At 32.1% G+C, this 25,084-nt stretch carries 26 protein-coding genes; 8 read left to right on the top strand and 18 right to left on the bottom strand.

What is annotated here, in order from left to right; translation table 11 throughout:
• Window positions 1-134: 134 nt before the first annotated feature.
• The gene (gene htpG, locus AAON49_RS10980; protein WP_349554590.1) at window positions 135-2,018 is read right to left on the bottom strand and encodes a molecular chaperone HtpG; all 1,884 of its coding nucleotides are present in this window, start codon (window positions 2,016-2,018) and stop codon (window positions 135-137) included.
• A 131-nt stretch (window positions 2,019-2,149) separates the two neighbouring features.
• Window positions 2,150-3,538: a Gfo/Idh/MocA family protein gene (locus tag AAON49_RS10985; RefSeq protein ID WP_349554592.1), complete on the bottom strand. Its 1,389-nt coding sequence runs from the start codon at window positions 3,536-3,538 to the stop codon at window positions 2,150-2,152.
• Between the two features lie 112 nt (window positions 3,539-3,650).
• Here AAON49_RS10985 and AAON49_RS10990 point away from each other — a divergent pair, with 112 nt between their 5' ends.
• Window positions 3,651-4,658 carry a 3-oxoacyl-ACP synthase III family protein gene (locus AAON49_RS10990; protein ID WP_349554593.1) on the top strand — a complete coding sequence of 336 codons (1,008 nt, stop codon included), beginning with the start codon at window positions 3,651-3,653 and terminating at the stop codon, window positions 4,656-4,658.
• 69 nt (window positions 4,659-4,727) lie between these two features.
• Here the strand turns inward: AAON49_RS10990 and AAON49_RS10995 are convergent, their stop codons facing one another.
• Both AAON49_RS10995 and AAON49_RS11000 read right to left on the bottom strand, forming a co-directional pair.
• Complete coding sequence (locus tag AAON49_RS10995) at window positions 4,728-5,291, bottom strand: hypothetical protein (RefSeq protein WP_349554595.1); 564 nt, start codon at window positions 5,289-5,291, stop codon at window positions 4,728-4,730.
• A 661-nt stretch (window positions 5,292-5,952) separates the two neighbouring features.
• Window positions 5,953-8,355 (bottom strand): TonB-dependent receptor domain-containing protein, encoded by a 2,403-nt coding sequence (locus tag AAON49_RS11000; RefSeq protein WP_349554596.1) that lies wholly within the window; start codon window positions 8,353-8,355, stop codon window positions 5,953-5,955.
• Between the two features lie 98 nt (window positions 8,356-8,453).
• On the opposite strand from AAON49_RS11000, the gene AAON49_RS11005 reads away from it, so the two are divergent.
• Window positions 8,454-8,816, top strand: coding sequence for a CoA-binding protein (locus tag AAON49_RS11005; protein WP_349554597.1), 363 nt, complete (start codon window positions 8,454-8,456; stop codon window positions 8,814-8,816).
• Here AAON49_RS11005 and AAON49_RS11010 read toward each other — a convergent pair.
• Genes AAON49_RS11010 through pyrR form a run of 5 tightly spaced genes read right to left on the bottom strand, consistent with a single transcriptional unit; the run spans window position 8,803 to window position 11,843 of the window.
• Entirely contained in the window at window positions 8,803-9,720 is a 918-nt protein-coding gene (locus AAON49_RS11010) for a ribonuclease Z (protein ID WP_349554599.1), read from the bottom strand. The two genes, AAON49_RS11005 and AAON49_RS11010, sit on opposite strands and share 14 nt — an antisense overlap.
• Complete coding sequence (locus tag AAON49_RS11015; RefSeq protein ID WP_349554600.1) at window positions 9,717-10,034, bottom strand: T9SS type A sorting domain-containing protein; 318 nt, start codon at window positions 10,032-10,034, stop codon at window positions 9,717-9,719. Before AAON49_RS11015 ends, AAON49_RS11010 begins: the two co-directional genes overlap by 4 nt.
• A gap of 13 nt (window positions 10,035-10,047) precedes the next feature.
• Window positions 10,048-10,368 carry a hypothetical protein gene (locus AAON49_RS11020; RefSeq protein ID WP_349554602.1) on the bottom strand — a complete coding sequence of 107 codons (321 nt, stop codon included), beginning with the start codon at window positions 10,366-10,368 and terminating at the stop codon, window positions 10,048-10,050.
• A gap of 3 nt (window positions 10,369-10,371) precedes the next feature.
• On the bottom strand, window positions 10,372-11,301 hold the full coding sequence (locus tag AAON49_RS11025; protein WP_349554603.1) for an aspartate carbamoyltransferase catalytic subunit: 930 nt from the start codon (window positions 11,299-11,301) through the stop codon (window positions 10,372-10,374).
• 2 nt (window positions 11,302-11,303) lie between these two features.
• Window positions 11,304-11,843 carry a bifunctional pyr operon transcriptional regulator/uracil phosphoribosyltransferase PyrR gene (gene pyrR, locus AAON49_RS11030; RefSeq protein WP_349554604.1) on the bottom strand — a complete coding sequence of 180 codons (540 nt, stop codon included), beginning with the start codon at window positions 11,841-11,843 and terminating at the stop codon, window positions 11,304-11,306.
• 202 nt (window positions 11,844-12,045) lie between these two features.
• On the opposite strand from pyrR, the gene AAON49_RS11035 reads away from it, so the two are divergent.
• The 5 genes from AAON49_RS11035 (at window position 12,046) to AAON49_RS11055 (ending at window position 18,203) form a co-directional block, all read left to right on the top strand.
• Complete coding sequence (locus AAON49_RS11035) at window positions 12,046-13,416, top strand: tetratricopeptide repeat protein (RefSeq protein ID WP_349554605.1); 1,371 nt, start codon at window positions 12,046-12,048, stop codon at window positions 13,414-13,416.
• A 103-nt stretch (window positions 13,417-13,519) separates the two neighbouring features.
• Window positions 13,520-14,443 carry a polyprenyl-phosphate transporter gene (locus tag AAON49_RS11040; RefSeq protein WP_349554606.1) on the top strand — a complete coding sequence of 308 codons (924 nt, stop codon included), beginning with the start codon at window positions 13,520-13,522 and terminating at the stop codon, window positions 14,441-14,443.
• On the top strand, window positions 14,443-15,453 hold the full coding sequence (locus tag AAON49_RS11045) for a DUF368 domain-containing protein (protein WP_349554608.1): 1,011 nt from the start codon (window positions 14,443-14,445) through the stop codon (window positions 15,451-15,453). Before AAON49_RS11040 ends, AAON49_RS11045 begins: the two co-directional genes overlap by 1 nt.
• Complete coding sequence (locus AAON49_RS11050; protein ID WP_349554609.1) at window positions 15,431-16,192, top strand: shikimate dehydrogenase family protein; 762 nt, start codon at window positions 15,431-15,433, stop codon at window positions 16,190-16,192. The genes AAON49_RS11045 and AAON49_RS11050 overlap by 23 nt, the downstream gene beginning before the upstream one ends.
• A gap of 91 nt (window positions 16,193-16,283) precedes the next feature.
• A complete protein-coding gene (locus tag AAON49_RS11055; RefSeq protein ID WP_349554610.1) occupies window positions 16,284-18,203 on the top strand; it encodes a DUF349 domain-containing protein in 1,920 nt (639 codons plus the stop codon).
• A gap of 74 nt (window positions 18,204-18,277) precedes the next feature.
• Here AAON49_RS11055 and AAON49_RS11060 read toward each other — a convergent pair whose 3' ends face one another.
• Both AAON49_RS11060 and AAON49_RS11065 read right to left on the bottom strand, forming a co-directional pair.
• Window positions 18,278-19,051 carry a zinc ribbon domain-containing protein gene (locus AAON49_RS11060; RefSeq protein WP_349554612.1) on the bottom strand — a complete coding sequence of 258 codons (774 nt, stop codon included), beginning with the start codon at window positions 19,049-19,051 and terminating at the stop codon, window positions 18,278-18,280.
• Between the two features lie 2 nt (window positions 19,052-19,053).
• Window positions 19,054-20,148: a Nif3-like dinuclear metal center hexameric protein gene (locus AAON49_RS11065; protein WP_349554613.1), complete on the bottom strand. Its 1,095-nt coding sequence runs from the start codon at window positions 20,146-20,148 to the stop codon at window positions 19,054-19,056.
• A 51-nt stretch (window positions 20,149-20,199) separates the two neighbouring features.
• Here AAON49_RS11065 and lpxK point away from each other — a divergent pair, with 51 nt between their 5' ends.
• Window positions 20,200-21,225 (top strand): tetraacyldisaccharide 4'-kinase, encoded by a 1,026-nt coding sequence (lpxK, locus tag AAON49_RS11070; protein ID WP_349554614.1) that lies wholly within the window; start codon window positions 20,200-20,202, stop codon window positions 21,223-21,225.
• Here lpxK and AAON49_RS11075 read toward each other — a convergent pair.
• The 7 genes from AAON49_RS11075 to AAON49_RS11105 form a co-directional block, all read right to left on the bottom strand.
• Entirely contained in the window at window positions 21,185-22,093 is a 909-nt protein-coding gene (locus tag AAON49_RS11075) for a Ppx/GppA phosphatase family protein (RefSeq protein WP_349554616.1), read from the bottom strand. The two genes, lpxK and AAON49_RS11075, sit on opposite strands and share 41 nt — an antisense overlap.
• A gap of 6 nt (window positions 22,094-22,099) precedes the next feature.
• Window positions 22,100-22,588 carry a SixA phosphatase family protein gene (locus tag AAON49_RS11080; protein ID WP_349554617.1) on the bottom strand — a complete coding sequence of 163 codons (489 nt, stop codon included), beginning with the start codon at window positions 22,586-22,588 and terminating at the stop codon, window positions 22,100-22,102.
• Between the two features lie 34 nt (window positions 22,589-22,622).
• Complete coding sequence (pdxH, locus tag AAON49_RS11085) at window positions 22,623-23,270, bottom strand: pyridoxamine 5'-phosphate oxidase (RefSeq protein WP_349554618.1); 648 nt, start codon at window positions 23,268-23,270, stop codon at window positions 22,623-22,625.
• Between the two features lie 43 nt (window positions 23,271-23,313).
• Entirely contained in the window at window positions 23,314-23,559 is a 246-nt protein-coding gene (locus tag AAON49_RS11090; RefSeq protein ID WP_349554619.1) for a hypothetical protein, read from the bottom strand.
• Between the two features lie 5 nt (window positions 23,560-23,564).
• Window positions 23,565-23,984 (bottom strand): PTS sugar transporter subunit IIC, encoded by a 420-nt coding sequence (locus AAON49_RS11095; RefSeq protein ID WP_349554620.1) that lies wholly within the window; start codon window positions 23,982-23,984, stop codon window positions 23,565-23,567.
• Between the two features lie 10 nt (window positions 23,985-23,994).
• On the bottom strand, window positions 23,995-24,537 hold the full coding sequence (locus tag AAON49_RS11100) for an RNA polymerase sigma factor (RefSeq protein ID WP_349554622.1): 543 nt from the start codon (window positions 24,535-24,537) through the stop codon (window positions 23,995-23,997).
• A gap of 127 nt (window positions 24,538-24,664) precedes the next feature.
• Window positions 24,665-25,084, bottom strand: a complete 420-nt coding sequence (locus tag AAON49_RS11105) for a hypothetical protein (protein WP_349554624.1) — start codon at window positions 25,082-25,084, stop codon at window positions 24,665-24,667.

Raw genomic sequence — 25,084 nt, forward strand, 5'->3', positions numbered from 1 at the left:
TTGAGTTATTAATACTGAAACACTAGCGAAAGTTACCTTTTATTGAGTGAAATTAAAAATAGCTTGGCAAAAAAATCAAATAAAAAAACCTCTTGAAGAAATTCAAGAGGCTTTTATTTTTATGGAAATAAACTTTATTTAATTAACTCGTAACTACGTTTAATAAAGTTGGTTAGCTCTTCACCGTGTAAAAGGTTTTGAGATAACTTGGCTAAATCAAAGGATTGTTTAATTAAACGGTTACGTTTTTTTTCTGTTTTTGTATTCAAAATTTCGCTAACCAAAGGATGATTTGTATTTACTACTAAATTGTACATTTCAGGCAAGTTGCCCATTCCCATCATTCCTCCGCCAGTTGCGCTCATTTCTTTCATTCTTCGCATAAACTCAGGAACGGTAATTAAGAAAGGTGAGGCATCAGAATCCATAGATTCTAATTGAACTGTATAAGTTTCTTTCGGAACATTTTCTTCAATCATTGGTTTTAATGTTTCCTTTTCTTCATCAGATAACTTAGAAATTACAGTATCGTCTTTCTTAATTAAATTGTCAATATGATCAGCATCTACTCGTGTAAATTTTACTTTCTCATTTGAAGTTTCTAATTTTTGCATCAAATGCGAAACGATAGGCGAGTCTAATAGTAAGACTTCATATCCTTTTGCTTTTGCGTCTTGAATATAACTGTGCTGCGCATCTTTATTAGCTGCATACAAAATGATATGATTGCCATCTTTATCGGTTTGAGCATCCTTCGTTTTTTCGATGAATTCATCAAATGTGTAGAATTTTTCTTCTACTGAAGGATACAAAGCAAATTTCTTTGCTTTATCAAAGAATTTTTCTTCAGACAACATTCCGTACTCAATAATTACTTTGATATCATTCCACTTTGTTTCAAAGTCTTCACGGTTGTTTTTGAATAAGGATGCTAATTTATCCGCTACTTTTTTAGTAATATATCCTGAAATTTTCTTTACAGCACCATCAGCTTGTAAGTAAGATCTAGAAACATTAAGTGGAATATCTGGAGAATCAATGACTCCTTTTAGCATCTGTAAAAAGTCAGGTACAATTCCTTCAACATTATCTGTAACAAAAACCTGATTTTGATACAATTGAATTTTATCTTTTTGCATATCCAAATTCTGACTCAACTTAGGGAAATATAAAATTCCTGTTAAGTTGAAAGGATAATCTACATTTAAATGAATGTGAAATAAAGATTCTTCAAATTGCATTGGATACAATTCTCTGTAAAAATTTTTATAATCCTCATCTTCTAAATCGCTAGGTTTTTTAGTCCAAGCTGGATTTGTATTATTGATAATATTATCTACAGTAATCTTTTCTGGAGTAGCTCCTTCTTCTGCATCTTCTGCAAGAGGTAAGGTTTCTTCTTTGGTTCCAAATTTGATTGGAATCTGGTTGAAACGATTGTATTTAGTTAACAGTCCAGTGATTTTTGAATCTTCTAAAAACTCTGTTGAATCTTCAGAGATATGAAGAATAATTTCAGATCCTCTTTCTGTTTTGTCATGCTCAATTAAGGTATATTCTGGAGATCCGTCACAAGTCCAATGAGCTGCTTTTTCGTCTTTAAAAGACTTAGTAATAATCTCTACTTTATCAGCAACCATAAATGCTGAGTAAAAACCTAAACCAAAATGACCGATAACTCCAGTGTCATTTTTTTCATCTTTATATTTTTCTAGAAACTCTTCAGCACCAGAAAAAGCAATTTGATTGATGTATTTTTCTACTTCTTCAGAGGTCATTCCTAGACCTTGATCAATAATATGAAGTGTTTTATTCTTTTTGTCTACTTTAATTTCAATCTGCGGGTTTCCGTAGTCTACTTTTGCTTCACCAATAGAAATTAGGTGTTTTAATTTTGTAGTTGCATCTGTAGCATTGGAGATTAATTCTCTTAAAAAGATCTCATGATCTGAATACAAGAATTTCTTAATTAATGGAAAGATATTTTCTACCGATACATTAATATTTCCTTTACTCATAATTTCCTTTGTTTTTATTATTATTTGGGAAAGGATAGTCAAAAAAAATACCAAAGGAATTTTTGTGACAAGATGACATAAAAAAACACCGAAATTTCCTTCGGTGTTTTATGATTTTTTAGAATAATATTTTAAATATCTCGCAACATTTCTGTTTCTCGTTTTGTTTGCCATGTTCCTCCAGTAAAATCAGGAACTTTTATTGAAGCACTATTTTGAGCTACAGACAGTTCTGATAGAGGAGTAATAGCACTCCATAAGACACTGTCATAAACATTAATGTCTAAAGGTAATCCTTTGTTTAAACATCGAATTAAACGATAAATCATCACAAAATCCATTCCTCCATGTCCAACAGCATTGTCAGAAATTTGAGTTTTTAGTTTACTCCATAAAGGATGATCATATTTACTTCTGTAATCTTTGTATTTGGCTTCATCAAGCCATTTGTGTCCCCACCAAGCTAATTCGTCTTCATTAATATATAGTCTTGAAGGATATCCTTCGTGAACAGCTTTGGTTCCAACCACAGTATTTAATCGGTTGTAGGGTCTACCAGTATGAACATCAAACTGTAGCATGATTGTTTTTCCAAGCTTAGTTTTGATAAGTGTTGTATTCATATCACCACATTTGACATTTGTATGAGGACTATTGTACTTTTTAGCTGCATCACTCAAGCTTTTTTCTCGAGAACTCATCGATACAACATGGTCATATGTATCTCCACGACCGATATCCATATACTGACTAACTGGTCCTAATCCGTGGGTTGTATAAAAATTACCATCCTTTTTTAAATGATGTTTGATGCGCCATTGATCTTCGTAATATGTTTCATCCAGTAAATGCTTTCTTAAATCATGAATGTATGCACCTTCAGCATGTGTTAAATCGCCAAAAACTCCTTGATTAATCATATTTAAAACCCATAGCTCTTCTCCATTGAAGCAACAGTTTTCCATCATCATACAATGTTTCTGAGTTCTTTCTGCTGTTTCTATAAGCTTCCAACAATCTTCTAAGGTATAAGCAATTGGAACTTCACAAGCAACATGCTTGCCATTTTCCATTCCGTAAAGACTCATAGTTGTATGCCATTCCCATGGAGTAGCAATTATCAATAAATCTATATCATCTCGTTCGGCTACTTTCTTCCATTCATTTTCATTTCCTGCATATAATTGAGCTCCTTTTGGTTGTGCCTTTTTTAAATGCTCGTTTAGTTTTTCTACTTTCTTTTGTTGTAAGTCTGAGATAGCAACAATTTCAGCATGATTATTTTGAATTAACCAATCAAACATTTGAATGAGTGTTGCGCCTCTATTTCCAGCACCAATGATTCCTACTCTAACTTTGTCAATTTTATCAGCCGTTAGACCAAAAGCATTTCCTTGGGCGCTTTTAGATAAAAGTGTTTGTGTTTGTTCATCTTTTTTATCGTCACAAGAACTAAATGATGTTATTCCTAGAAAGAGAGCAGCTTTTGCAGACAGATTTAAAAAGTCTTTTCTATTCATTATTGTTTTGTTTAAGGATGTGTTGAATTTGTTGAATTGAAATAAAAGTATAAATAATTAATAACTTTACTTATATTAGATTGTATTAATAACAAAAAGAGAATAAATAATTATGTATAATTCTAAAATTACAGGTTTAGGTTATTTTGTTCCAGATAATGTGGTAACCAATAATGATCTAAAACAATGGATGGATACCAGTGATGAATGGATTCAAGAGAGAACTGGAATTCAAGAACGAAGATGGATTGATCCAGCTACTGGAGAAACAACTTCTACCATGGCTGTAAAAGCTTCTAAAATTGCTATTGAAAGAGCAGGGTTAACAAAAGATGATATTGACTTTATAATTTTTGCCACTTTAAGTCCAGATATGTATTTCCCCGGAGGAGGTGTTAGAGTTCAAGACATGTTAGATATGCCTACCATTGGAGCATTAGATGTTCGTAATCAATGTTCTGGATTTATTTATTCATTATCTGTTGCAGATCAATTTATTAAGACAGGAATGTACAAGAATATTTTGGTGATAGGTTCTGAAAATCATTCAGGAGGATTAGAGCGATCTACAAGAGGAAGAGGAGTAACAGTTATTTTTGGTGATGGGGCCGGAGCTGCTGTTTTATCTAGGTGTGAAGAAGAGGGAAAGGGAATCTTATCTTCTCATTTACATTCAGAAGGAAAACATGCAAGAGAACTAATGTTAGAAGGACCTTCAACTGGGCGTTGGGTTCCAGAAATTCTTGAAGAAAACAATCCAGATGACGTGTCATACTTTCCATATATGAATGGCCAATTTGTTTTTAAACATGCAGTGGTTCGTTTTTCTGAAGCTATTGTTGAAGGATTACAAACAAATGGATTGCAAAAAGAAGATATAGATATGTTAATTCCTCATCAAGCAAATTTGAGGATTGCTCAATTTATTCAGAAAAAATTTCAATTGAGTGATGATAAAGTCTACAACAACATTATGAAATATGGTAATACTACTGCCGCATCAGTAATTATTGCGTTGACTGAAGCTTGGGAGAAAGGAAAGATTAATGATGGAGACTTAGTTGTATTGGCTGCCTTTGGTAGTGGATTTACTTGGGGAAGTGTGGTGATAAGATGGTAATATAAAATTGATTTTAAATAAAAAACCGAAGCAAATTTGCTTCGGTTTTTTTATGATGTTTTTATTAAATTAATTGGAAGCTCCGTATTGTCCAATTAAGTTTTTAGTAATAGTTTTTAAATCACATCCAGTATGTTTGATAGCAATTACTTGCGGATACAATCTTGTAGAGCTGTCATAAATTTTTCCTTTCACAACTCCAATAGCTTGTAAAAATACTTGATTGATAGATGATGTAATCTCTGAGTTGATTGGTATAACAGCAGTAATCTCTTTAGATTCTATTCCTACTACTTCATATCCAACACTTCCAGAAACTTCTCCTCTAGCAGCAGCAGCGCCTAAAGCTACTAAGCTACTAATATCGATATTGTTCTTTAAAGCGTTAATGTTAGCAACAATACGCAACCCAACACCAATTTTAGCATATCCAACACAACTGTCGTTTCCAGAGCCTTCGATGCTTTGAATGATGTATTTGTTGTAGTCTACTATTAATCGATATGTCCCTTTTTTTAAGGATCTTCCAGAATACAAGTAAGAAACAGTCCCGTCAGCATTAAAACGCTGAATAGTTGTTTCCATAGATTCGTTAGGAATAAAGTTTATTACAGATTGCTTATCCATAGACATTTGCAATGTAGTTTGTGCTTTAATCTCATTATTTGAGGTTGCACTAATTACATCAGCTTTAATTTGAATTGGTGCAATCGGAATAAAATCAATATAATTTTCTGCAGTTACTGCGTAATTATCTGGTTTACTCGATAGGAATGCGCTGAAATACTAGTAGATAAAGCTACCAATAAAAGCGTAACGAGGGATCTTTTCATCTCAGTTAGTTTATTGTGGGTTTTTTAGAACTTTTCAAATCTAATAAAAAAACCTGAAAACTATTGACTATTTACGCGAAATAATACACAGACATATTAACAAAAAGAAAGCCGCTTGTAGCGGCTTTCAAACTCAAATAAATGAAAGCAGCGCTTAAAGGAATTCGCCACCTCATTACTTTTCATGCATGTGTGTTTTTTATTTTATATCTAAAATTCAGAAAATCTCTAACTTATAAGTCTGGTTTTACTTAAAATGCTTACAGTTAGTGAGAAACATTTTATAGGCTTTTATAATATAGACTTCATTTTTTTTAAAAGGTTGCTTCTTGTAGAAGAAAATATTTGAGTAAATACAAATTCTCTTTTTGAGAAATTTTGTAATAAAGAATGGAGAATAACAAACAAAAAGCCACATTGATATGTGGCTTTTTGTATTCAAATAATTAAAAACTTTCTTTTTAGAAGAAGCCTCCGCCTCCTTGCTTCTCATTGCTATCTCTTTGTCTACGAGATTTTGCTCTGTTCTTTCCTCCTCCAAATCTGTAGTTGAATCCTAGGAAACTTGTTCTGCTTTCCCATTGGAATCTTCCATTTTGAACAAATGGTCTGTCTGAGTTAAATTGGAACTTCATTCCTCTAAAGATATCATTGAATCGTAAAGTGAATGTTCCTTGCCCTTTTAATACAGAGTATGTTGCTCCTGCTGTTACCATCCACATTGGATCAACTTCCCACTGGATATCTTGGTTAGCACCTCTATATATTGCAAATAACTGTATTCTTAATTTTTTTGTTGCTGTGATGCTATTAATAATTCTAGCATTAAAAGCCTGATTGGTTACTTCCACTCTTGGCGCATTTGGATTGCTTAAATCATTAGTTCCAAATTGTTTTTGAGAATAGAAGTCGATACTTGAATTAGCTCTCCACCATTTTGTAACCCTAAAACTTGTAGAGAATTCTAATCCATAAGCATCAGTGTCATCAAAGTTTGCAAATGATAATATTTGTCTTACGTTACTAGGATCTGAAGGGTCTCTATAAGTAACTCTAGAGATTACATCATTCACTTTTCTATAGAATGTCCCAAAAGATAAAGAACCTCCTTTAATTCTTCTTGTATAATTTAATTCAAACGAATTTGTAAACTGTGGTACAAGATCTGGGTTACCTACTGATGTAATTAATGGAGTGCTCCATTCTCTAATTGGGTTTACCTGTTGAATACCAGGTCTATCAACTCTTCGGCTATAGCTTAATTGGAATTGATTTTTCTGAGAAGGAGAGTACGTGAAAAACGCTGATGGATATACAGTAAAGATCTCGTCTGTTACTGTTTCATCTGCTAGAGTTGCTCTTCTAAACGTTCCTTCAATTTCATAATTTTCTAATCGAGCACCTAATTGCATCGTTACTTTTCCGAAAGAATGATTATAATTTACATAACCTGAGTAGATTTTTCTGTCGTAATCGAAAGAAGAGTTTGTAAATCCAACCTGATTTGTCAAGTTCGTGTTTTCGGTATTATCAGCACGATATTCTACTCCTAATTCTAATTTAGATTTCTCCGAAATAGGTTTTGTATAATCAATATTAAACAAAGTATTTGTTCTTTCAATGTCGATGTCGTTGAAATAATTCAACTCACCGTTTGTAGGATCTAACAAATCACTATTCACTAAATCTTGTGGAGCTTTATTTTTAGAGTATGTTAATTCAAATTCTAAGTTATGACCTTTCTTATCAAAATCAGTTCTATAGTTTAAATTGTAAGCGCCATTTTGACTATCAGAGGCTTGTGTGTTAGGCGAATTATTCACAACAACTCCATTTGCAGTAATAATAGCAGAGCCATTAGCCGTATTATTTGACCAGTTTTGAGTTGTGTATAAAGACAATGTGTTCTTATCATTAAGATAAATATCTGCACCTATCTTTAATAAATCAGCTTGACTTCCACTGGTAAAAACAAATTCTTGTAAGTTAACACCTGGTCTTTCAACGAAACCAAAGTTGTAATTGTCTCCACTATTATGACCATAATTTGCAAAGAAGTTTACATTTCCTGTCTTATAGTTCATATTTGCAGAAGCATTATAACGTACATAATGACCCGCAGTTACACCTCCATCTATGGCAGCGTTAAAACCAATATTCGCATTCTTATTTAAAATAATATTGATAATACCACTCATCCCTTCAGGATTGTACTTAGCTGAAGGATTGGTAATCAATTCAATAGTTTTGATAGAGTTTGAAGGAATTTGCTTAAGTAATTGCGCTGTAGGAATATTCGTTGGTCTTCCGTCTACTAATACACGTACATTTTGATTTCCACGTAAACTTATTTGACCAGTTTGACTGTCTACACTCACAGATTGTACATTATTTAGTAATTCAGAAGCTGTAGTTCCAGCTGATGTTAAGTCTTTTCCAACATTAATTACTTTTCTGTCTACTTTTTGTACAACAGTAGATGTTTCAGCTCTAACAACTACTTCATCTAGTTGCGAAGAATCTTCTTTTAAAGCTATGGTTCCTAAGTTGAGGTTTCTGTTTTTTGAAGTAATGCTAATTTGGCGAGAAAATGTTTTGTATCCAATAAATTGAACTTCAACAAAACTGTTTCCTTCAGGAATATCTTTGATTTTAAATTTTCCATTATCGTCTGTAATTCCTCCTGTTAAAACCTTTTTAGCAGCATCTCTCACTACAATATTTACATATGGTAAAGGTTCTTTAGTAGCGTCGTCAACAACTTTTCCTGAAACGACACCAGGTTTTGGTAGTTCGCTTTTAGCTAACTGTGAAAAGGAATTAAATGTTACGGTTAGCATGCATAAAAGCAATAATTTTTTCATTTGGTTAATTTTTGAGTTTTTTGTTTATGATGCTTAGTAGACTCTGTAAGTTGTATCTTTGTTACCTAGTTTAACACTGTTTAACGTATTCTTAACATATGAGCAAAAAAACACTAGTTTTAGGGGCTTCTTTAAATGAATCTAGGTATTCAAACATTGCTATTCGCCGATTAAGAGAAAAAAATATTCCTGTTGTAGCCTTTGGATTGAGGGAAGGGGTTGTAGACGATGTAACAATTGATATAGCAAGGAAAGAGTATAAAGATGTTGATACTATAACGCTATACTTAAACCCGAAAAGACAGCAAGAATACTATGATTACATTCTTACATTGAAACCGAAAAGAGTCATTTTTAATCCTGGGACAGAGAATATTGAACTTATTAAGTTATTAAATGAAAAAAGAATTGAAACAGAGGTTGCTTGTACCTTAGTATTGTTAAAAATTAACCAATACTAATCTTCTTTCCGGCATCGGCTAATATAACATCTTCAAAGATCTCTTCAGCTTCTTTTTTAAAGAGAGAAACATCACTATAACGACTAGAGTAATGACCCAAAATAAGTTTTTTTACATTAGAGGCTTCAGCAATTTTCGCAGCTTGTTTCGCAGTAGAGTGTTTTGTTTTTTTAGCCAAATCTTCTTTGTCGGATAAAAAAGTAGATTCGTGATATAGTAAATCAGAATTGGCAATTACTTCTTTAATGTCTGGTTTGTAGGATGTATCACTGCAATAAGCATAACTAATTGGTTTAGGAGGTTCTTTAGTCAGTGTTTTATTATCTATTGTATTTCCATTTTTAAGAACAAAATCCTTTCCAGCTTTCAAATTGTTGTAATCACAAACCTCAATTTCTTCATATTGTTTTATAATTTCAATATTAAGGTTTCTGGGTTTTTCTTTTTCTTGAAACAAGAAGCCATTGGTATATACTCTATGATTAAGAGGTATAGTTTTCACTTGAACTTTATCGTCTTCAAAAATAAGCTCACTTTTCTTAGAGATTAACTCATGAAAAGTAATCTCGAAATTCACATGCGATTTAGATAGTTCTAATTGTATGCGAATTAATTTTTCTATTCCTTTCGGTCCGTAAATGTGTAATGGTTTTTCTCTGCTGAGAATTCCAAAAGTTGAAATAAGGCCAATCAAACCAAAAAAGTGATCTCCGTGCAAGTGAGAAATAAAAATGTGATTGATTTTTGAAAAACCAACTTTGTATTTTCTCATTTGACGTTGTGTGCCTTCCCCGCAATCAATTAAAAAATGACGGGAATTGATCTCTAAATATTGTGCGGTTGGATGAGCATTTACTCTTGGAGTAGCAGAATGACAACCTAAAATAGTAAGTTCTAAACTCATTTAATTACAAAACGTTTAGAAACAAGCTCTTTGCTATTTTGAATTGTGTAAATATACATTCCAGATCTTAAATCGTTTCTAGAAAAAGGGATTGAATTCTTTCCCTTTTTAATCTTAAACCTTCTAGAATAAACAGTTTTACCAAGAACATTTTTAATATTTAAAACAATTGTTTGATTTGAATCTGAATTGAAGTTAATTTTTGTTTCTGTGACAAAAGGATTTGGTACAGCAGACAATTTCGTTAGCGATTTCTGAGAAAATGCTAACGTTGCAGTAAATAGAAAAAGTGTAAAAAGTACTTTTTTAATCATACAGTTTGCTTAGTTAAAAACCTAAATCACGTTCAATTGCTTCCATCTCCATAATATCTTCAGCTTCTTGCAATGTAGGAACAATATTAAGATTTTCTGGAAAATCATCAATATCGATGCCTGATTTTATTACTACAAATGACATGCCATTTGACTTAAAATTTGAAGCAATATTCAAAAATAATAAGATTTTTGATTCATCAATGTTAAGGTTTTCTGAAACTTCAACAACCAAATGATTAGAGTTTAAATCAGCAATTTTTTGTTGAAATTCTTCATAAGAACCCTCGTCAATACTAACCAAAGTATATGAATCTTTGTGTTGGATATTCATGATTTATCTTTTGATTTGTTGTGCAAGTAAGTAGATTACAGCCATTCTTACAGCAACACCGTTTTCAACTTGATTTAAGATAATAGATTGATCAGCGTCTGCTACATCACTTGTAATTTCAACACCTCTATTAATTGGTCCTGGGTGCATGATTACTATTTTCTTGCCAAGATTGTCTAGGATTTCTTTATTGATTCCGAACAATTGAGTGTATTCTCTTGTTGATGGAAAATATTTGATGTCCATTCGCTCATGTTGAACTCTCAATACATTTGCTACATCACACCATTCAAGAGCTTTCTTAATATTAGTTTCTACTTCAACACCTAAACTAGTAATGTATTTTGGAATAAGTGTAGTAGGGCCGCAAACCTTCACTTTTGCTCCCTGTAATTGCAAGGCGAATATGTTTGAAAGAGCTACTCTAGAATGTAAAATATCTCCAACAATAACTACTTTCTTACCTTTTACAGAACCTAAGGTTTCTTTGATAGAGTAACTATCTAATAAAGCTTGAGTTGGATGTTCATGTGTTCCATCTCCAGCATTAATAATTTTTGCATCAACATGTTTAGAAAGAAAAACACCTGCCCCAACGTTAGAATGTCTCATCACTACAATATCTACTTTCATAGATAAAATATTGTTAACAGTATCAATAAGAGTTTCTCCTTTTTTTACTGATGATTGACTAGCTGAGAAATTAATCACATCAGCAGAAAGTCTTTTTTCTGCCAATTCAAAAGATAGTTTGGTTCGTGTACTATTTTCAAAAAATAAGTTTGCAATGGTAATGTCACGTAAAGAAGGCACTTTTTTAATGGGTCTATTGATAACTTCTTTAAAATGATTGGCAGTCTCAAAAATAAGGTCGATATCATTTTTAGTTAGGTATTTAATTCCCAATAAATGTTCTACGCTTAACTGCTTCATAATTATTTATTATCTATATAAACGGCGTCTTTTTTATGGAGTTCTTTCCAATGTACAATAACACGCTCTTCATTAATGGCATCTACTTGCCTTCCTTTATAATTAGGCTGAATAGGTAAGTGTCTGCTAAAACGTCTATCTATTAGCACTAACAATTCTATAGTATCTGGTCTTCCGTAGGATTGAATAGCTGTTAGAGCAGCTCTTACACTTCTTCCAGAAAATAATACATCATCTATTAAAACCACTTTTTTATTTTCAATCAAAAAGTCGATTTGAGTATCTGTTGCTTCCAAAGGTTCATCTCTTCTTCTAAAGTCATCACGATAGAAAGTAATATCTAATAACCCCAGATTTATTCCATTGATTTTATATTCATTCTCTAAAATACTTGCTAGTCTCTGAGCTAAATAAGCTCCTCTAGGTTGTAGCCCAATAAGAATTGTTTCTGAAAAATCGTTATGGTTTTCAATTAACTGACACGCCAATCGATGAAGGATGATTTCAATTTCTGTAGAGTTTAGTAAGACTTTTTTGCTCATAAGAAATGTGTCGTTTAGCCTAGTTGCTAAAGTAGGGCAAAGCTAGTGTAAAAAAAGAGATGTGCAAAATAATATCTACTCAAATCAATTTTAGCATGAAATTTGAATTGTTAATTAAATTGTTGAAAACAAAAACAGGCTTGTCTGTAGATACTTAAGATGAATGTTAATTTTAAAGAAGTAATTCAAATCATAATTGCGTATGCCATTGTCTAAGTTTGAATCGATGCTAAAAACAAATAGTGTATATTTCTTCGATTTAGTGGAGTTTGAAGAAATTATAGTTCACTATTTGGATACTGGAAAGCATTCCCTTGCTAAAAAAGCTGTGCAACTTGGATTAGAACAACATCCTACATCGATAGACCTTAAATTGCTAGAAGTTGAAATTCTAATTTTTGATAACAATCTTGAAAAAGCTGGTAAACTTGTTAAGAAAATAGAGCAATTAGCTCCTAATAATGAAGAGGTTTATATTCAAAAAGCTACAATCCTCTCAAAAGAAGGAAGTCATAATGAAGCAATTCAGAATTTAAAGATTGCCTTAATCCATTCTGACGATAAAGTGGATATTTGGTCTTTGATGGGAATGGAATATTTGTATCTGGATGATTTTGAAAATGCCAGATTGAGCTTTGCAAAATGCATTGATGTGGACTTTGAAGATTATTCTGCTTTATACAATGTAGTTTATTGTTTTGACATGGAAAAAGATCATGAGCAAGCCATAGATTTCTTAAATTCTTACATCAATAAAAATCCATATAGTGAGGTTGCTTGGCATCAATTAGGGCGACAGTATTTTGTCTTAAGTATGTTTAAAGAAGCCTTAACCTGTTTTGACTATGCGGTTTTAATTGATGAGTCATTTATAGGAGCTTATCTTGAAAAAGCAAAAACATACGAACAGCTAGGAGAATATGAAGATGCGATTCAAAATTATATGATTACACTTGAGCTTGATGACCCTACAGCATATGCTTATGTTAGAGTAGGAGAGTGTTATCAGCATTTGAATGAACTTGAAACAGCCATTAGTTATTATAAGAAAGCAGTGCATGAAGACCCTTTATTAGATAAAGGATGGATATTGTTAACAGATGCTTTTTATTCAAGAGGTGATTATCAAAAAGCGTTGTACTATATATCTAAAGCATTGAAAATAGATGAAAATAATGCTTTGTACTGGAGAAAATACTCAGATATTAATATAAAATTAAGCTTCTATGAAGAAGCTATTAAAGGTTTTGAAAATTGCTTAGATTTAAAAGATGAATCTATAGAAATATTTGTGGCATTAGCTGATGTGCTACTTTTTATAGGCGACTTTAATGATGCTCTTAAAGTACTATTTCGTGCTCAAAAACTCTATAAGAATTTTGCAGAAATCGAATACAGATTGTCAGGATTGTTTTTTGTGTTGAACAAAGAGAATCACGGAGTTGCACATTTGATTAGTGGAATGAAAATCGATTACGGTTATCATACTATCATTCAAGAGTTGTTCCCTACAGTTTATGATTTAAGTGAAGTAAGAAAATTACTTGCTAATTATAAAAAAGCAACAGAATAATTAGGGGGTTTGATTAATTTGAAAAAAGCCGAATTTTCGGCTTTTTTTCTTTTGAGATTGTTTGGGTTTTTCTGCTATCTTCGTAAACACAAACAATCAAACTATGAGCAGAACTTTAAAAGATTATATTATTGTCTCCTTGAAAGGAATGTCTATGGGGGCCGCAGATGTGGTTCCAGGTGTTTCTGGTGGTACAATCGCTTTTATTTCAGGGATATATGAAGAATTACTAACTTCAATTAGCAGTTTTAATTTCGGATTAATTAAAGTTTTAAGAAAAGAAGGGATTAAGGCGGTTTGGACTCAAGTCAATGGGAACTTTTTATTAGCACTTTTTGCAGGAATCTTCGTAAGCATCATTTCGTTGGCAAAGTTAATCGAAATGTTATTGGAAGAACATCCTATTTTAATTTGGTCTTTTTTCTTCGGGCTAGTTTTAGCTAGTATCATCTATGTAGCTAAGCAAATCACAAAATGGAATTTCGGAAGTGTTTTTCTATTGGCTTTCGGAGCAGCTATTGCTTATTACATAACAACACTAAACCCCATGGTAAGCGAAAATTCTTCCATGTGGTTTTTGTTTATTGCAGGAATGATTGCTATTTGTGCAATGATATTACCAGGTATATCAGGATCTTTCATTTTAGTTTTATTAGGTGCATATAAGCCTGTTTTAAATGCTGTAAATAGCAAAGATATTGTTAGTATAGTCGTTTTTATGGTAGGAGCAGTTATTGGATTACTGTCATTTTCCAGAATTTTAAAATGGCTTTTCGCTAAATATAAAAACTACACATTGGCTGCACTTACTGGTTTTATTATTGGCTCTTTAAATAAGATATGGCCATGGAAAGAAACATTAACCTGGAGAACTAATTCTGATGGGATTGAAGTTCCTTTAAAACAAGTTAGTATATCACCCAATTCTTTTGAAGGAGAACCACAACTTATGTATGCTACCATTTTAGCAGTTATAGGGTTTGGACTCATTTTACTTTTGGAAAGATTAGCAACAAGTAAAAATTAATGCAGAAAAACAGAACCTTAATAGAAAAGATTTACCTTTTTCTTAAAGGACTTGCTATGGGAGCTGCTAATAAAGTTCCTGGCGTTTCTGGAGGTACTGTTTCCTTTGTTTTAGGCTTTTATGAAGAACTGATTTATTCTTTTCAGAAAATTAATGGAAAAGCTTTTAAACTATTATTTAATGGAAGATTTAGAAGTTTTTTCAACTACATAAATGCTCAATTTTTAGGACTTGTTATAGCAGGAAGTATCTTTAGTTACTTTAGCGTATCATTGGTTTTAGATTATTTTTTGAAACACTACGAACTGTATGTTTGGAGTTGGTTTTTTGGAATGATCATTGGTTCTATTTGGTATATTGGAAAAGACTTTGGCGAGTGGAATTTTAAAAATACATTTTCCTTAGTTATTGGAGCTGCTGTTGGAGTTGGAATTAGTTTTTTAACCCCAGCTGGAGAGAATGATAATCTTTGGTTTGTTTTTATTTGTGGTATCATAGGTGTCTCTGGAATGACACTACCTGGACTCTCAGGTTCTTTTATTCTCATTTTAATGGGTAACTATGTATTATTATTAGTAGATTCTGTAAATGCTCTTTTTGGAGTGTTAACTGATATTTTTTCTGGGAATTTCGAATTTATTGATGATCCAGAGCGCATACGATATTTAAAAATCATTGGGGTTTTTACTGCAGGTTCTGCTTTCGGATTGGTATCTATTTCCCATGTCTTAGGCTATGTTCTAAAAAGATGGCATCAAATAGTCACTGCAGTTATTATAGGTTTTATTACTGGATCTTTGGGAATTGTATGGCCTTGGAAAGAGAAAGTGTTTAAACAAGTCGGAGGTGATTTTTTATTAGATCAAAACGGAAATAAAATTGTTGAAAATTATAAACGCTTTCTTCCAGATCTGTCTGTTGATACAAATTGGTACGCCATTTTTTATGCATTAGTAGGAATCCTTTTAATTTTAGGCATCGATTATTATGGTAGAAGAAAAACCTCATAAAGCACTTTTTGGGCTTGTTGGAAAAAACATCTCATATTCCTTCTCGAAAGGATATTTTACAAAAAAGTTTGAAGAGCTTCAGCTTACAAATCATCAATATGTGAATTTTGATATTCAATCTATTGAAGAGTTTTCTATGGTTATTCATGAATTTAAGTTTTGCTTAAAAGGATTGAATGTTACAATTCCTTATAAGCAAGACATCTTCTTATATCTAGATAAAGTTGATAAGATTTCTAGAAAAGTAGGGGCGGTTAATACTGTCAGAATCACTAAAAAAGGAAACTTAAAAGGCTATAATACAGATGTTGTTGGTTTTCAGAAATCTTTAGAGCCTCTGTTAAAAGAGCATCATAAAAGAGCATTAATTCTTGGAACTGGAGGAGCATCAAAAGCAGTAGCCTATGTGTTAAAACGACTTGGAATTGATTATCTGAAAGTATCAAGACGCCCAAAACGGAAAAATGAAGTTGCGTATTCAGATCTGAATGAAAATTTAATGCAGGGTTATACCATAATTGTCAATTGCACACCTATTGGAACTTTTCCTAAGGTGGATCAAAAACCTGCAATACCCTACCAATATCTTACTAAAAATCACCTTTTGTATGACCTAATTTACAATCCGGAAACAACGGCTTTCTTAAAAGAAGGAAATTTTAAAGGAGCACAAATTAAAAACGGATTTGAAATGCTTCAATTACAAGCTGAAGAATCTTGGAGAATTTGGAATAAATAGTTTTCCTGAATCTTAACCTTTTCTTTTTGTGGTTTTGTAAGACATCGTTATCTTTATAGACTGAATATTAGGAACCTTAAACATTGTAGACATGTTAGACCCCAAAGAAGAAAAAGTTGAAGGAGAAATTAATGAACCAACTGAAAACACTTCTGAATCAAAATCAAAAGAAGAATCAACCTCTGAATCTGAATCTAGTGAAGTAGAAAAAGCTACACCTGAAACTCAAGAAGAAACTACCAAGGCAGTTGAAGCAATTGAAGACAAAGTGGCTGAGGAAGCTGAGAAAGATGATGAAAAAGCAGTAATTCCTTCAAAAGATTATGATAAGATGGAATTGGAAGAGCTTGCTGATGAACTTGAAAAGCTTTTAAAGGGGAATCCAGTACAACAAATTAAAACACATGCTGAAGGAATTAAGAGTGCGTTCAACTTAAAATTTGGAAAACTTTTAGCAGAAAAGAAAGAAGCTTTTTTAGCTGAAGGAGGAAATTCAATTGATTTTCAGTTTTCTAGCCCAGTTAAAACACGCTATAATAAATTGCTTTCTGATTATAAGAAACAGAGAGACGCCTATTATTCAAATCTAGAAAAACAACTCAAAGAAAATTTAGAGAAGAGGCTTCAGGTAATAGAGGATTTAAAATCTTTAATTGAGAATGCAGATACAAAAACAATGTATAAGTCGTTTAGAGATTTGCAAAATGTATGGAGATCTATAGGAGCAGTTCCTAAAAATAAATACAATGATACTTGGAGAACTTATCATCATCATGTAGAGAGATTTTATGACTTACTACATTTAAGTAATGATTTTAGAGATTTAGATTTCAAAAATAACCTTGAAGAAAAACTAAAGCTGATTAAAAAAGCTGAAGAGTTATCTGAAGAGAACGATATTAACTTAGCCTTTAAAGAGTTGCAAAAACTTCATAAACTTTGGAAAGAAGATATTGGTCCTGTGGCCAAAGAAATGAGAGAAGAAGTATGGCAAAAGTTTAGTGAGGCCACTAAGAAGATTCATGACAGAAGGCATGAATATTTTAGAGAAATGAAATCTCATTACAGTGAAATTATTGAAAAGAAATTAGCTGTAGTAGAAGAAATAAATGCGTTTGATTTCTCTAAAAATACAAGCCATAGCGATTGGCAAAATAGTATTAAAGAAATAGAAGCTCTGCGTCAAAAATATTTTGATGCTGGTAAATTGCCATATTCTAAAAGTGAAGCTGTTTGGCAGAAATTCAAAACAGCTACTAAAAAGTTCAATCAGGCAAAAAACACTTTTTACAAACAAGAAAAAAGTTCACAACAAGACAACTTGAAGAAGAAGTTGGCATTAATAGAATTGGCAGAATCACTAAAAGACAGTGAAGATTGGGTGTCTGCAACCAACACATTTAAAAAGATTCAAGCTGATTGGAAAAAGATTGGTCATGTACCAAGAAAATTCTCAGATGACATTTGGAAAAAATTCAAAGCAGCATGCAATCACTATTTTGATAGATATCATAGTCAAAAGAATTCTTTAAGTATAGAGCAACAAGAGGTTGTAAACCAAAAAGTAGCATTTTTAGAAGGACTTAAAGAAAAGGATTATACAACAAAAGAGGCTGTTAGTGATTTGATGAATGAATGGTCTAATCTTGGTAGATTGCCCAGAAGTGCTAGAAATATAGATGCTAAGTTCAATAAATTTGTAGACAAAGCTTTAAGCGGAATGTCTTTAGGAAAAGAAGAGGTTGCTATGTTGAAGTTTAGAAATATTGTAAATGGATATTTAGCAAATAACGATATTAGAAAACTAGATTCTGAACAACTTTTTATTCGTAAGAAAATAGACGAGAGTGTTCGAGAAATACAACAGCTAGAAAACAACTTAAGTTTTATATCTAACGCGACTGATGATAATCCTTTGGTGAAAAATGTACGTAATAGTATTGCTGAATTTAAACAAGGACTTGATGTTTGGAAGCAAAAATTGAGTTATTTAAAGACTTTAGATTACTAACTAGGATAAAATAGATTCATAAAAAAAGCTCAGAAATTTTTCTGAGCTTTTTTTATGAGTTATAAAGAACTAGATTAAGCGAATAATCCGTCTATTTTTTCTTTCTCTTCTGCAGCTAAAGCAGCGTCAACTAAAATTCTTCCACTGTGTTCATCAATTGTAATTTTCTTTCTAGTTGCAATTTCAAGTTGTACTTGAGGTGGAATGGTAAAGAAAGAACCTCCAGAAGCACCTCTCTCAATAGATACAACAGCTAAACCGTTCTTTACTTTGTTTCTGATTCTAGTATAAGCAGTAAGTAAGTGACCGTCAATTGAATTTGCAAATTCTTTTGATTTTTCAATTAACAATTTCTCCTCTTTTTCTGTCTCTTTTAAGATTGCATCTAACTCAGATTTTTTATGATCTAAATGTTGTTGTTGCAAATCTAGTTTTTCCTTAGTAGCTTCAATTACTTCATTCTTTTGTTCAATTTTCACTTTGAACTCTTTGATGCGTTTTTCAGCTAATTGAATTTCTAATTCTTGATATTCGATTTCTTTAGTTAAAGAATCAAACTCTCTGTTGTTTCTTACTTTCTTCTGTTGCTCATCATACTTTTTCATTAAAGATTTAGATTCTTCAATCGCTAACTTTTTGTTATTGATATCTGTTTCTAAATTAGCAACATCTTCAGACAAGTTAGAAAGTCTTGTGTTTAATCCAGCTACTTCATCTTCTAAATCTTCTACCTCTAAAGGTAACTCACCTCTAACACTTCTAATTTCATCGATTCTAGAGTCGATTAATTGTAAATCATAAAGTGCTCTTAATTTTTCTTCAACAGTAACTTCTTTCTTCTTTGCCATGTTTATAGATAATAAATTGGATTTGTACTTTTTTCTGATAAAATGACTGCAAAACTAGTGAATTTTTTTGTAAGATACTCAACCAAAAGGTTTTTTGTAAACTGCTCACTTTCATAGTGTCCGACATCTGTGAGTAAGATTTTACCTTCAGCTTTGAAAAAGTCATGGTATTTAAAATCTGCGCTAATGTATGCATCAGCTTTTTTTCCAATCGCATTTGAAATAGCAAAACTTCCAGAACCTCCTAAAACGGCAACTTTTTTAATAGGTTTAGAAAGCTTTTCAGAATGTCTTATGCACCCCGTATTAAAGATCATTTTAGTGTAATTTAGAAAATCATCTTCACTCATTTCTTCTGCTAATTCTCCAATCATTCCCATGCCAACATCTTGATGAACATTTTCTGTAGAAATTATTTGATAAGCAACTTCTTCATAAGAGTGATTTTCTATTAAAGCATTAATCACAGCAGCTTCATCTTTGGTTTCAAAAATAACCTTGATACAAGTTTCATCAGCTTGATGTTGTTTTTCCTTCTCTCCAATAGAAGGATTTGAATTAGAGTTGCCTTTATAGGTTCCTAAGCCATCAAAATTAAAACTCGCTTCAGAATAATTTCCAATGTTTCCAGCCCCAGCTTCAAAAAGTTTTTCTCTTAATTCTTTTGCTTCAGAAGAAGGAACGTAAGTAATTAGTTTTTTTACAATTCCTCTTTTAGGAATTAGAATCTTAGTATTTGTTAAGCCTAAAACTTCACACATTTTTGCACTCACACCTACTTTACTATTATCAAGCGCAGTATGCGTTGCGTAAATTGCTATATCATTTTTAATAGCCTTTAAAACGGTTCTTTCTACATAATTTTTACCGTTAAGTTTTTTCAACCCACTAAAAACAATAGGGTGAAAACTTACAATAAGGTTGCAGTTGTTGGCAATAGCTTCGTCAATAGTTTCTTCTAAGGTATCTAAAGTAACCAAAACTCCAGTTACTTTGGTTTCATAACTTCCTACAAGCAATCCAACATTGTCAAAATCTTCAGCATAGTTCAAAGGAGCAATTTCTTCAATGGTTTTTGCAACATCTTTAATGGTCATAAATCAAAATTTGAAACCAAAGTTACTATTTTTAATGTACTTTCGTATTCAATGAAAGTGATTCGTTTTTTATTGTTTCCGTTTACTCTAGTTTACGATCTAATTACCACGATTCGTAATTTCTTTTACGATGCTGGAGTTTTTAAATCAACTAGTTTTGATATTCCTGTTATTGCTGTTGGAAATTTGAGCGTTGGAGGAACTGGAAAGACTCCGCAGATCGAGTTCTTGATACGCCTCTTAAAAAAGGATAAAAAAGTTGCTGTTCTAAGCAGAGGGTATAAGAGAAAAACAAAAGGATTTGTATTGTTAAACGATTCTCATTCAGCGGAAGATGTAGGTGATGAACCTTTGCAGTTCTTTAAGAAATTCTATACTGTTTCTGTAGCTGTTGATGCGAAAAGAGTACACGGAATTCAACAACTTAAAAAAACAGTGAATCCAGATGTGATTCTATTGGATGATGCTTATCAACATAGAAAAGTAAAAGCAGGATTGTATATCCTTTTGACGAGGTATGATGATTTATATATTGATGATTTTATATTGCCAACAGGAAACTTACGAGAGAGCAAAAGAGGGGCAAAACGAGCGGATATAATTGTAGTTACAAAGTGTTCTAAAGATCTTTCTGACTCTCAGCAAGAGAAAATTCGAAAGAAATTAAAAGCGAACTCAAATCAGCAAGTATTTTTTAGTTATATAGATTACCATGAGAAGACAAAAGGAGCTAAGGAAATAGCTCTTGAAGCCATACAAGATTATGAAATTGTATTGATTACAGGAATTGCAAATCCAAAACCTTTGTTAGGATTTTTTGAAGGTAAAAATTGCAAAGTTCACCATTTAAATTTCCCTGATCATCATCATTTTAGCGGACATGATATTAAAGAGATACAAGCCCAATTCGAAAAGCTTTCTACAGATAAAAAAATAATGCTTACAACAGAAAAAGACTTTATGCGATTAGCTGATAGAATGCATGGTTTGCATTATGTTGAAATTGAAACGAAGTTTTTGGAAGATCAAGAAAAGTTTAATCAACAGGTTCTACACTATTGTAATAAAGACTCTTAATAATTCCATCAGCCAAACCAATTTTTGGAACGTGTATCTTTCTTGCGCCACTCCATTTCATTGCAGCTAAATAGATTTTGGTTGCTGGAATAATTACATCAGCTCTATCTGGATTTAAACTCAGTTCTGTAATACGCTCTCCATAACTCATTTTCTTTAAGAATTGGTATTGAGCATTTAAATAGATATAAGAAATAGGAGCTCCTTCACTTCTTCCAGACATCTTAAAGAGTTTATTAATATTACCTCCAGAACCTATAAGAGCTACTTTTCTGTAGGTTTTTGTATTCTCTTTAATCCAAGCTTCTACTTTTTTAAAGACTTCTTTATTTTCTTGTTTTGTGTTGTTAAGAACACGTACAGTACCTATTTTGAAGGATTTAGAAGTTACAATTTCTCCTTTAGAGAAAACGGTTAGCTCAGTACTCCCTCCACCAACATCTACATATAAATATGTTTTCTCTCCAGAAATCAATTCATTCAAGTCTGTTGAAGAAATAATGGCTGCTTCTTCTTTTCCTCCAATAATATCAATTTGAACACCTGTTTCTTCAAGGATTTTTTCGGCAACTTCTTTGCCATTGCTAGCTTCACGCATTGCAGATGTAGCACAAGCTTTGTATTTTTCAACCCCGTGAACATTCATTAATAGTTTAAAAGCTTCCATTGCTTCAATCATTCTTGCTGTATTCTCATCGCTAATTTTTCCTTTCACAAAAGAGTCGGCTCCTAAACGAATAGGAACACGAACTAGAGATGATTTTTTAAATTGAGGCTCGTTATCGTTTTTTACAATAACATTAGAAATGAGCAAACGTATGGCATTAGAGCCGATATCAATTGCACCATATTTTTTAATTGAAATCAAAAGGTCTTATTTGTGATTTTTTGGGAATTCTACTAAGACAGTAGTTCCTTTTTTGATGTTTTTCCAATGCTTTTCGTCAAATCGAATACCAACAACTCCACAAGTAGTTACATGTGCTATTGGTTTGCTTCCAAATTTATTCACAAAGGTGTTAATACCGTGATCGTGACTAAAAATAATGGCTGAATTAAAACTATCGTCTAATGCTTTTACTGTTTTCACCAAATAACCATCACTAAAACTATAGAGTTCTTTTTTGATTTTTAAATTAGAAAAAGGATAATTGAAATTTCTACAAAATATAACTCCAGTATGCAAAGCTCTATTGGCTACACTAGAAATAAAAACATCAGGTCTGTCTATTTTTTCTGAAAGAAATTTAGACATCAAATGAGCGTCATTTATTCCTCGCTCTTTAAGAGGTCTGTCTATATCATTTACGCTTTCGTATTTCCAAGACGATTTTGCGTGTCTAACAATGTAGAGTGTTTTCACTCGATGGTTTTTTGATTGATGTAAATATAAAAAATTAAGGAGCTAATCTTTCTAGCTTCCAAGAAAAATCTTCTAACAAGGTATAACGAACTCTATCATGCATTCTATTAGGTCTTCCTTGCCAAAATTCAATTGATACTGGTTTTACAATAAAACCTCCCCAATGAGAAGGTCTAGGAATTTCTTTTCCTTCAAAATGTTGTTGATAAGTTTTTAGGTTTTCGTCTAATACTTCCCTTGATTCTACTACTTGACTTTGATTGGATGCCCAAGCGCCTAATTTGCTTCCATCTGGTCGAGATTCAAAGTAACCGTCTGATAAATTTTCTGCAATTTTTTCTGCTTTCCCTTTAATAATAATTTGTTGTTCTAATGCGGGCCAAAAAAATGATAGACAAACGTGATTGTTTTCTTGAATAGCTCTTCCTTTTTCAGAGTTGTAATTTGTGTAAAAGATAAATCCTTCCCAGGTGTATTTCTTTAGTAAAACAATTCTATTCTTTGGAAAACCATCTAAGCCAATTGAAGAAATATTCATAGCATTGGTTTCCTCAACCATATCAGATTCATCTGCGCGTAAAAACCATTTCTGGAATAACTCTATTGGATTTTCAGGGCAGTTTGCTTCTAAAAGTTCTTCCTTTTCGTAAGATTTTCTATAATTACTCAGGTCTTTGGACATTGCTCTTGTTTAGAAAAGTAAAAGTACAAACTAAAGTTCACTCCTAAAAGCTAATAACTCCGGGAAGATCTTCGCAATAAAATCCCTTTTTCCGAATGATATCATTCACGTTTGCAATACTCATGTCGCTAGAAACTTCGGCTCTTAAAACATTATCGATATCTTCCAAATCAACAGACCAGTTAAAAATCATTGGGTGATTGTCTAATAAAGATTTTACTTTTTTTAAATTCTTTTTTGATTTTATATTGGTTCTTAAAATAATCAGTCTTACAGATTTGTAGTACATTGTTTTTATTCTTTTCCTAAATTTTCTTCAGAGATATTCCCTTGTTTTTTATCGATGTATTCTTCATAGGCTTTTTCTCCTTCTTCTTGCCAAAATGATTCGTAATATTTCCATTTTGAGAAATCGGAAGACGATTTTTTACCTGATTTTCGTGGTTTGCACTTGTTTTCTTCGCTTGAACTGCTCTTATCTCCACCACCAAATCCTCCAAAGAGGATTTTAGAAAGAAGACACAGTCCGATAGCCTGCCAGAAAGTAATTGTGGTCAGTCCAAAAATAGAAGGCATCAGCCAATTCCATAAATACATGATTACATAGCCAAATAACACAAAAAATGTAACAGCTAATATGATAATCAATAGTATAGTTCCTACTATCACTGCGGGATTTTTACTTCTCAGTTTGTGTTTAAAATAATTCTTCATGATTTATATTTTAATTGATATTGTCTTTTAATGATTCTAATTTTTTATGTAATTGTGAGATTGCCCGATGTCTTCTAGAAAGTAGTGTGCCTTCAGGAATTCCCGTTTCGATAGCAATTTCTTTATAGCTATATCCTTCAATATCTACAGCAAGAATAATGTCTTTGTAAGCTGGTTTCAGGCTGAAAATGGCATCTTTCAATTTAAGCTTCATTTCTTCTGAATAGATGATATTGTTTGATTTACCGTAGAAGAGTTCAACAAAGTCATTAAACTGATCTTCGAAACTCTCTTCTGCGTGTGTGTATCGTTGTTTTTTACGCAATAAGTCTATGATTCTATTCTTTATGGAATGATAGAAAAACCCTGCAATGTTATTGACAGGTGATCGTTGATTTCGAGAAAGAATTTTTAAAGCAACGTCCTGAATAATGTCTTCAGCATCCCGATCGGTACTATCTTCAATTTTTGAATGTACATAAGCCTTTAGGTTATGATACTCATCACTGAAGAATGTTTTTAGTTGTTGCTCGTTTTCTGTCTCAGAAGTCATGTATGTCTCTTTCGTTAGAGGTCTTCAAGTATAAAGACGAGGTAGCAGTATTTTATTGCATTTTTTTGAAACTATTTTCTTTAATAAAGAATTTTGACACGTATTTTAAAAAGTTAGAAGTAAGCAATTAATTGCGCTTTAGGAGCCAAATGCCAGAAAGAAAGTCAATATATTGATGCCCGTCTTGTTCATATGGGTCTTCAATACTCCATGTGCCATAGATAGCATTATTCTTAATGTCTATATATCCATTATGTGGAATTTCTAATTTCCTGTCTGAATTTATCTCACACTCATTGTTTTCATTTATAAATGGATAAGCATCATATTTTTTGATAAAAGAAATTAAATCTTGATCAATGAATCCAGTAATTTCTGCTTTCATTGGAACGGAAAAAGGAGACTGTATTTCATTAACAGAGCCGTTTAATCTACCTTCTTTATCTAAAGAAATTATAACCTCAATTTCAACTTTACTCCCAAAATAAGGCAAGGCATAACCATCTCCATATTCATAATAGCCTTTCCATTTTCCTTGTATATTCAT

Source organism: Pseudotenacibaculum sp. MALMAid0570, from assembly GCF_040151415.1.
In the GTDB taxonomy this organism is placed as follows: Bacteria; Bacteroidota; Bacteroidia; order Flavobacteriales; family Flavobacteriaceae; genus Polaribacter.

What these genes read in the sequence shown, in the direction of transcription:
- htpG (WP_349554590.1), bottom strand. Translation starts at nt 2,018, where the DNA reads ATGAGTAAAGGAAATATTAATGTATCGGTAGAAAATATCTTTCCATTA.
- AAON49_RS10985 (WP_349554592.1), bottom strand. Translation starts at nt 3,538, where the DNA reads ATGAATAGAAAAGACTTTTTAAATCTGTCTGCAAAAGCTGCTCTCTTT.
- AAON49_RS10990 (WP_349554593.1), top strand. Translation starts at nt 3,651, where the DNA reads ATGTATAATTCTAAAATTACAGGTTTAGGTTATTTTGTTCCAGATAAT.
- AAON49_RS10995 (WP_349554595.1), bottom strand. Translation starts at nt 5,291, where the DNA reads ATGTCTATGGATAAGCAATCTGTAATAAACTTTATTCCTAACGAATCT.
- AAON49_RS11000 (WP_349554596.1), bottom strand. Translation starts at nt 8,355, where the DNA reads ATGAAAAAATTATTGCTTTTATGCATGCTAACCGTAACATTTAATTCC.
- AAON49_RS11005 (WP_349554597.1), top strand. Translation starts at nt 8,454, where the DNA reads ATGAGCAAAAAAACACTAGTTTTAGGGGCTTCTTTAAATGAATCTAGG.
- AAON49_RS11010 (WP_349554599.1), bottom strand. Translation starts at nt 9,720, where the DNA reads ATGAGTTTAGAACTTACTATTTTAGGTTGTCATTCTGCTACTCCAAGA.
- AAON49_RS11015 (WP_349554600.1), bottom strand. Translation starts at nt 10,034, where the DNA reads ATGATTAAAAAAGTACTTTTTACACTTTTTCTATTTACTGCAACGTTA.
- AAON49_RS11020 (WP_349554602.1), bottom strand. Translation starts at nt 10,368, where the DNA reads ATGAATATCCAACACAAAGATTCATATACTTTGGTTAGTATTGACGAG.
- AAON49_RS11025 (WP_349554603.1), bottom strand. Translation starts at nt 11,301, where the DNA reads ATGAAGCAGTTAAGCGTAGAACATTTATTGGGAATTAAATACCTAACT.
- pyrR (WP_349554604.1), bottom strand. Translation starts at nt 11,843, where the DNA reads ATGAGCAAAAAAGTCTTACTAAACTCTACAGAAATTGAAATCATCCTT.
- AAON49_RS11035 (WP_349554605.1), top strand. Translation starts at nt 12,046, where the DNA reads ATGCCATTGTCTAAGTTTGAATCGATGCTAAAAACAAATAGTGTATAT.
- AAON49_RS11040 (WP_349554606.1), top strand. Translation starts at nt 13,520, where the DNA reads ATGAGCAGAACTTTAAAAGATTATATTATTGTCTCCTTGAAAGGAATG.
- AAON49_RS11045 (WP_349554608.1), top strand. Translation starts at nt 14,443, where the DNA reads ATGCAGAAAAACAGAACCTTAATAGAAAAGATTTACCTTTTTCTTAAA.
- AAON49_RS11050 (WP_349554609.1), top strand. Translation starts at nt 15,431, where the DNA reads ATGGTAGAAGAAAAACCTCATAAAGCACTTTTTGGGCTTGTTGGAAAA.
- AAON49_RS11055 (WP_349554610.1), top strand. Translation starts at nt 16,284, where the DNA reads ATGTTAGACCCCAAAGAAGAAAAAGTTGAAGGAGAAATTAATGAACCA.
- AAON49_RS11060 (WP_349554612.1), bottom strand. Translation starts at nt 19,051, where the DNA reads ATGGCAAAGAAGAAAGAAGTTACTGTTGAAGAAAAATTAAGAGCACTT.
- AAON49_RS11065 (WP_349554613.1), bottom strand. Translation starts at nt 20,148, where the DNA reads ATGACCATTAAAGATGTTGCAAAAACCATTGAAGAAATTGCTCCTTTG.
- lpxK (WP_349554614.1), top strand. Translation starts at nt 20,200, where the DNA reads ATGAAAGTGATTCGTTTTTTATTGTTTCCGTTTACTCTAGTTTACGAT.
- pdxH (WP_349554618.1), bottom strand. Translation starts at nt 23,270, where the DNA reads ATGTCCAAAGACCTGAGTAATTATAGAAAATCTTACGAAAAGGAAGAA.
- AAON49_RS11090 (WP_349554619.1), bottom strand. Translation starts at nt 23,559, where the DNA reads ATGTACTACAAATCTGTAAGACTGATTATTTTAAGAACCAATATAAAA.
- AAON49_RS11095 (WP_349554620.1), bottom strand. Translation starts at nt 23,984, where the DNA reads ATGAAGAATTATTTTAAACACAAACTGAGAAGTAAAAATCCCGCAGTG.
- AAON49_RS11100 (WP_349554622.1), bottom strand. Translation starts at nt 24,537, where the DNA reads ATGACTTCTGAGACAGAAAACGAGCAACAACTAAAAACATTCTTCAGT.
- AAON49_RS11105 (WP_349554624.1), bottom strand. Translation starts at nt 25,084, where the DNA reads ATGAATATACAAGGAAAATGGAAAGGCTATTATGAATATGGAGATGGT.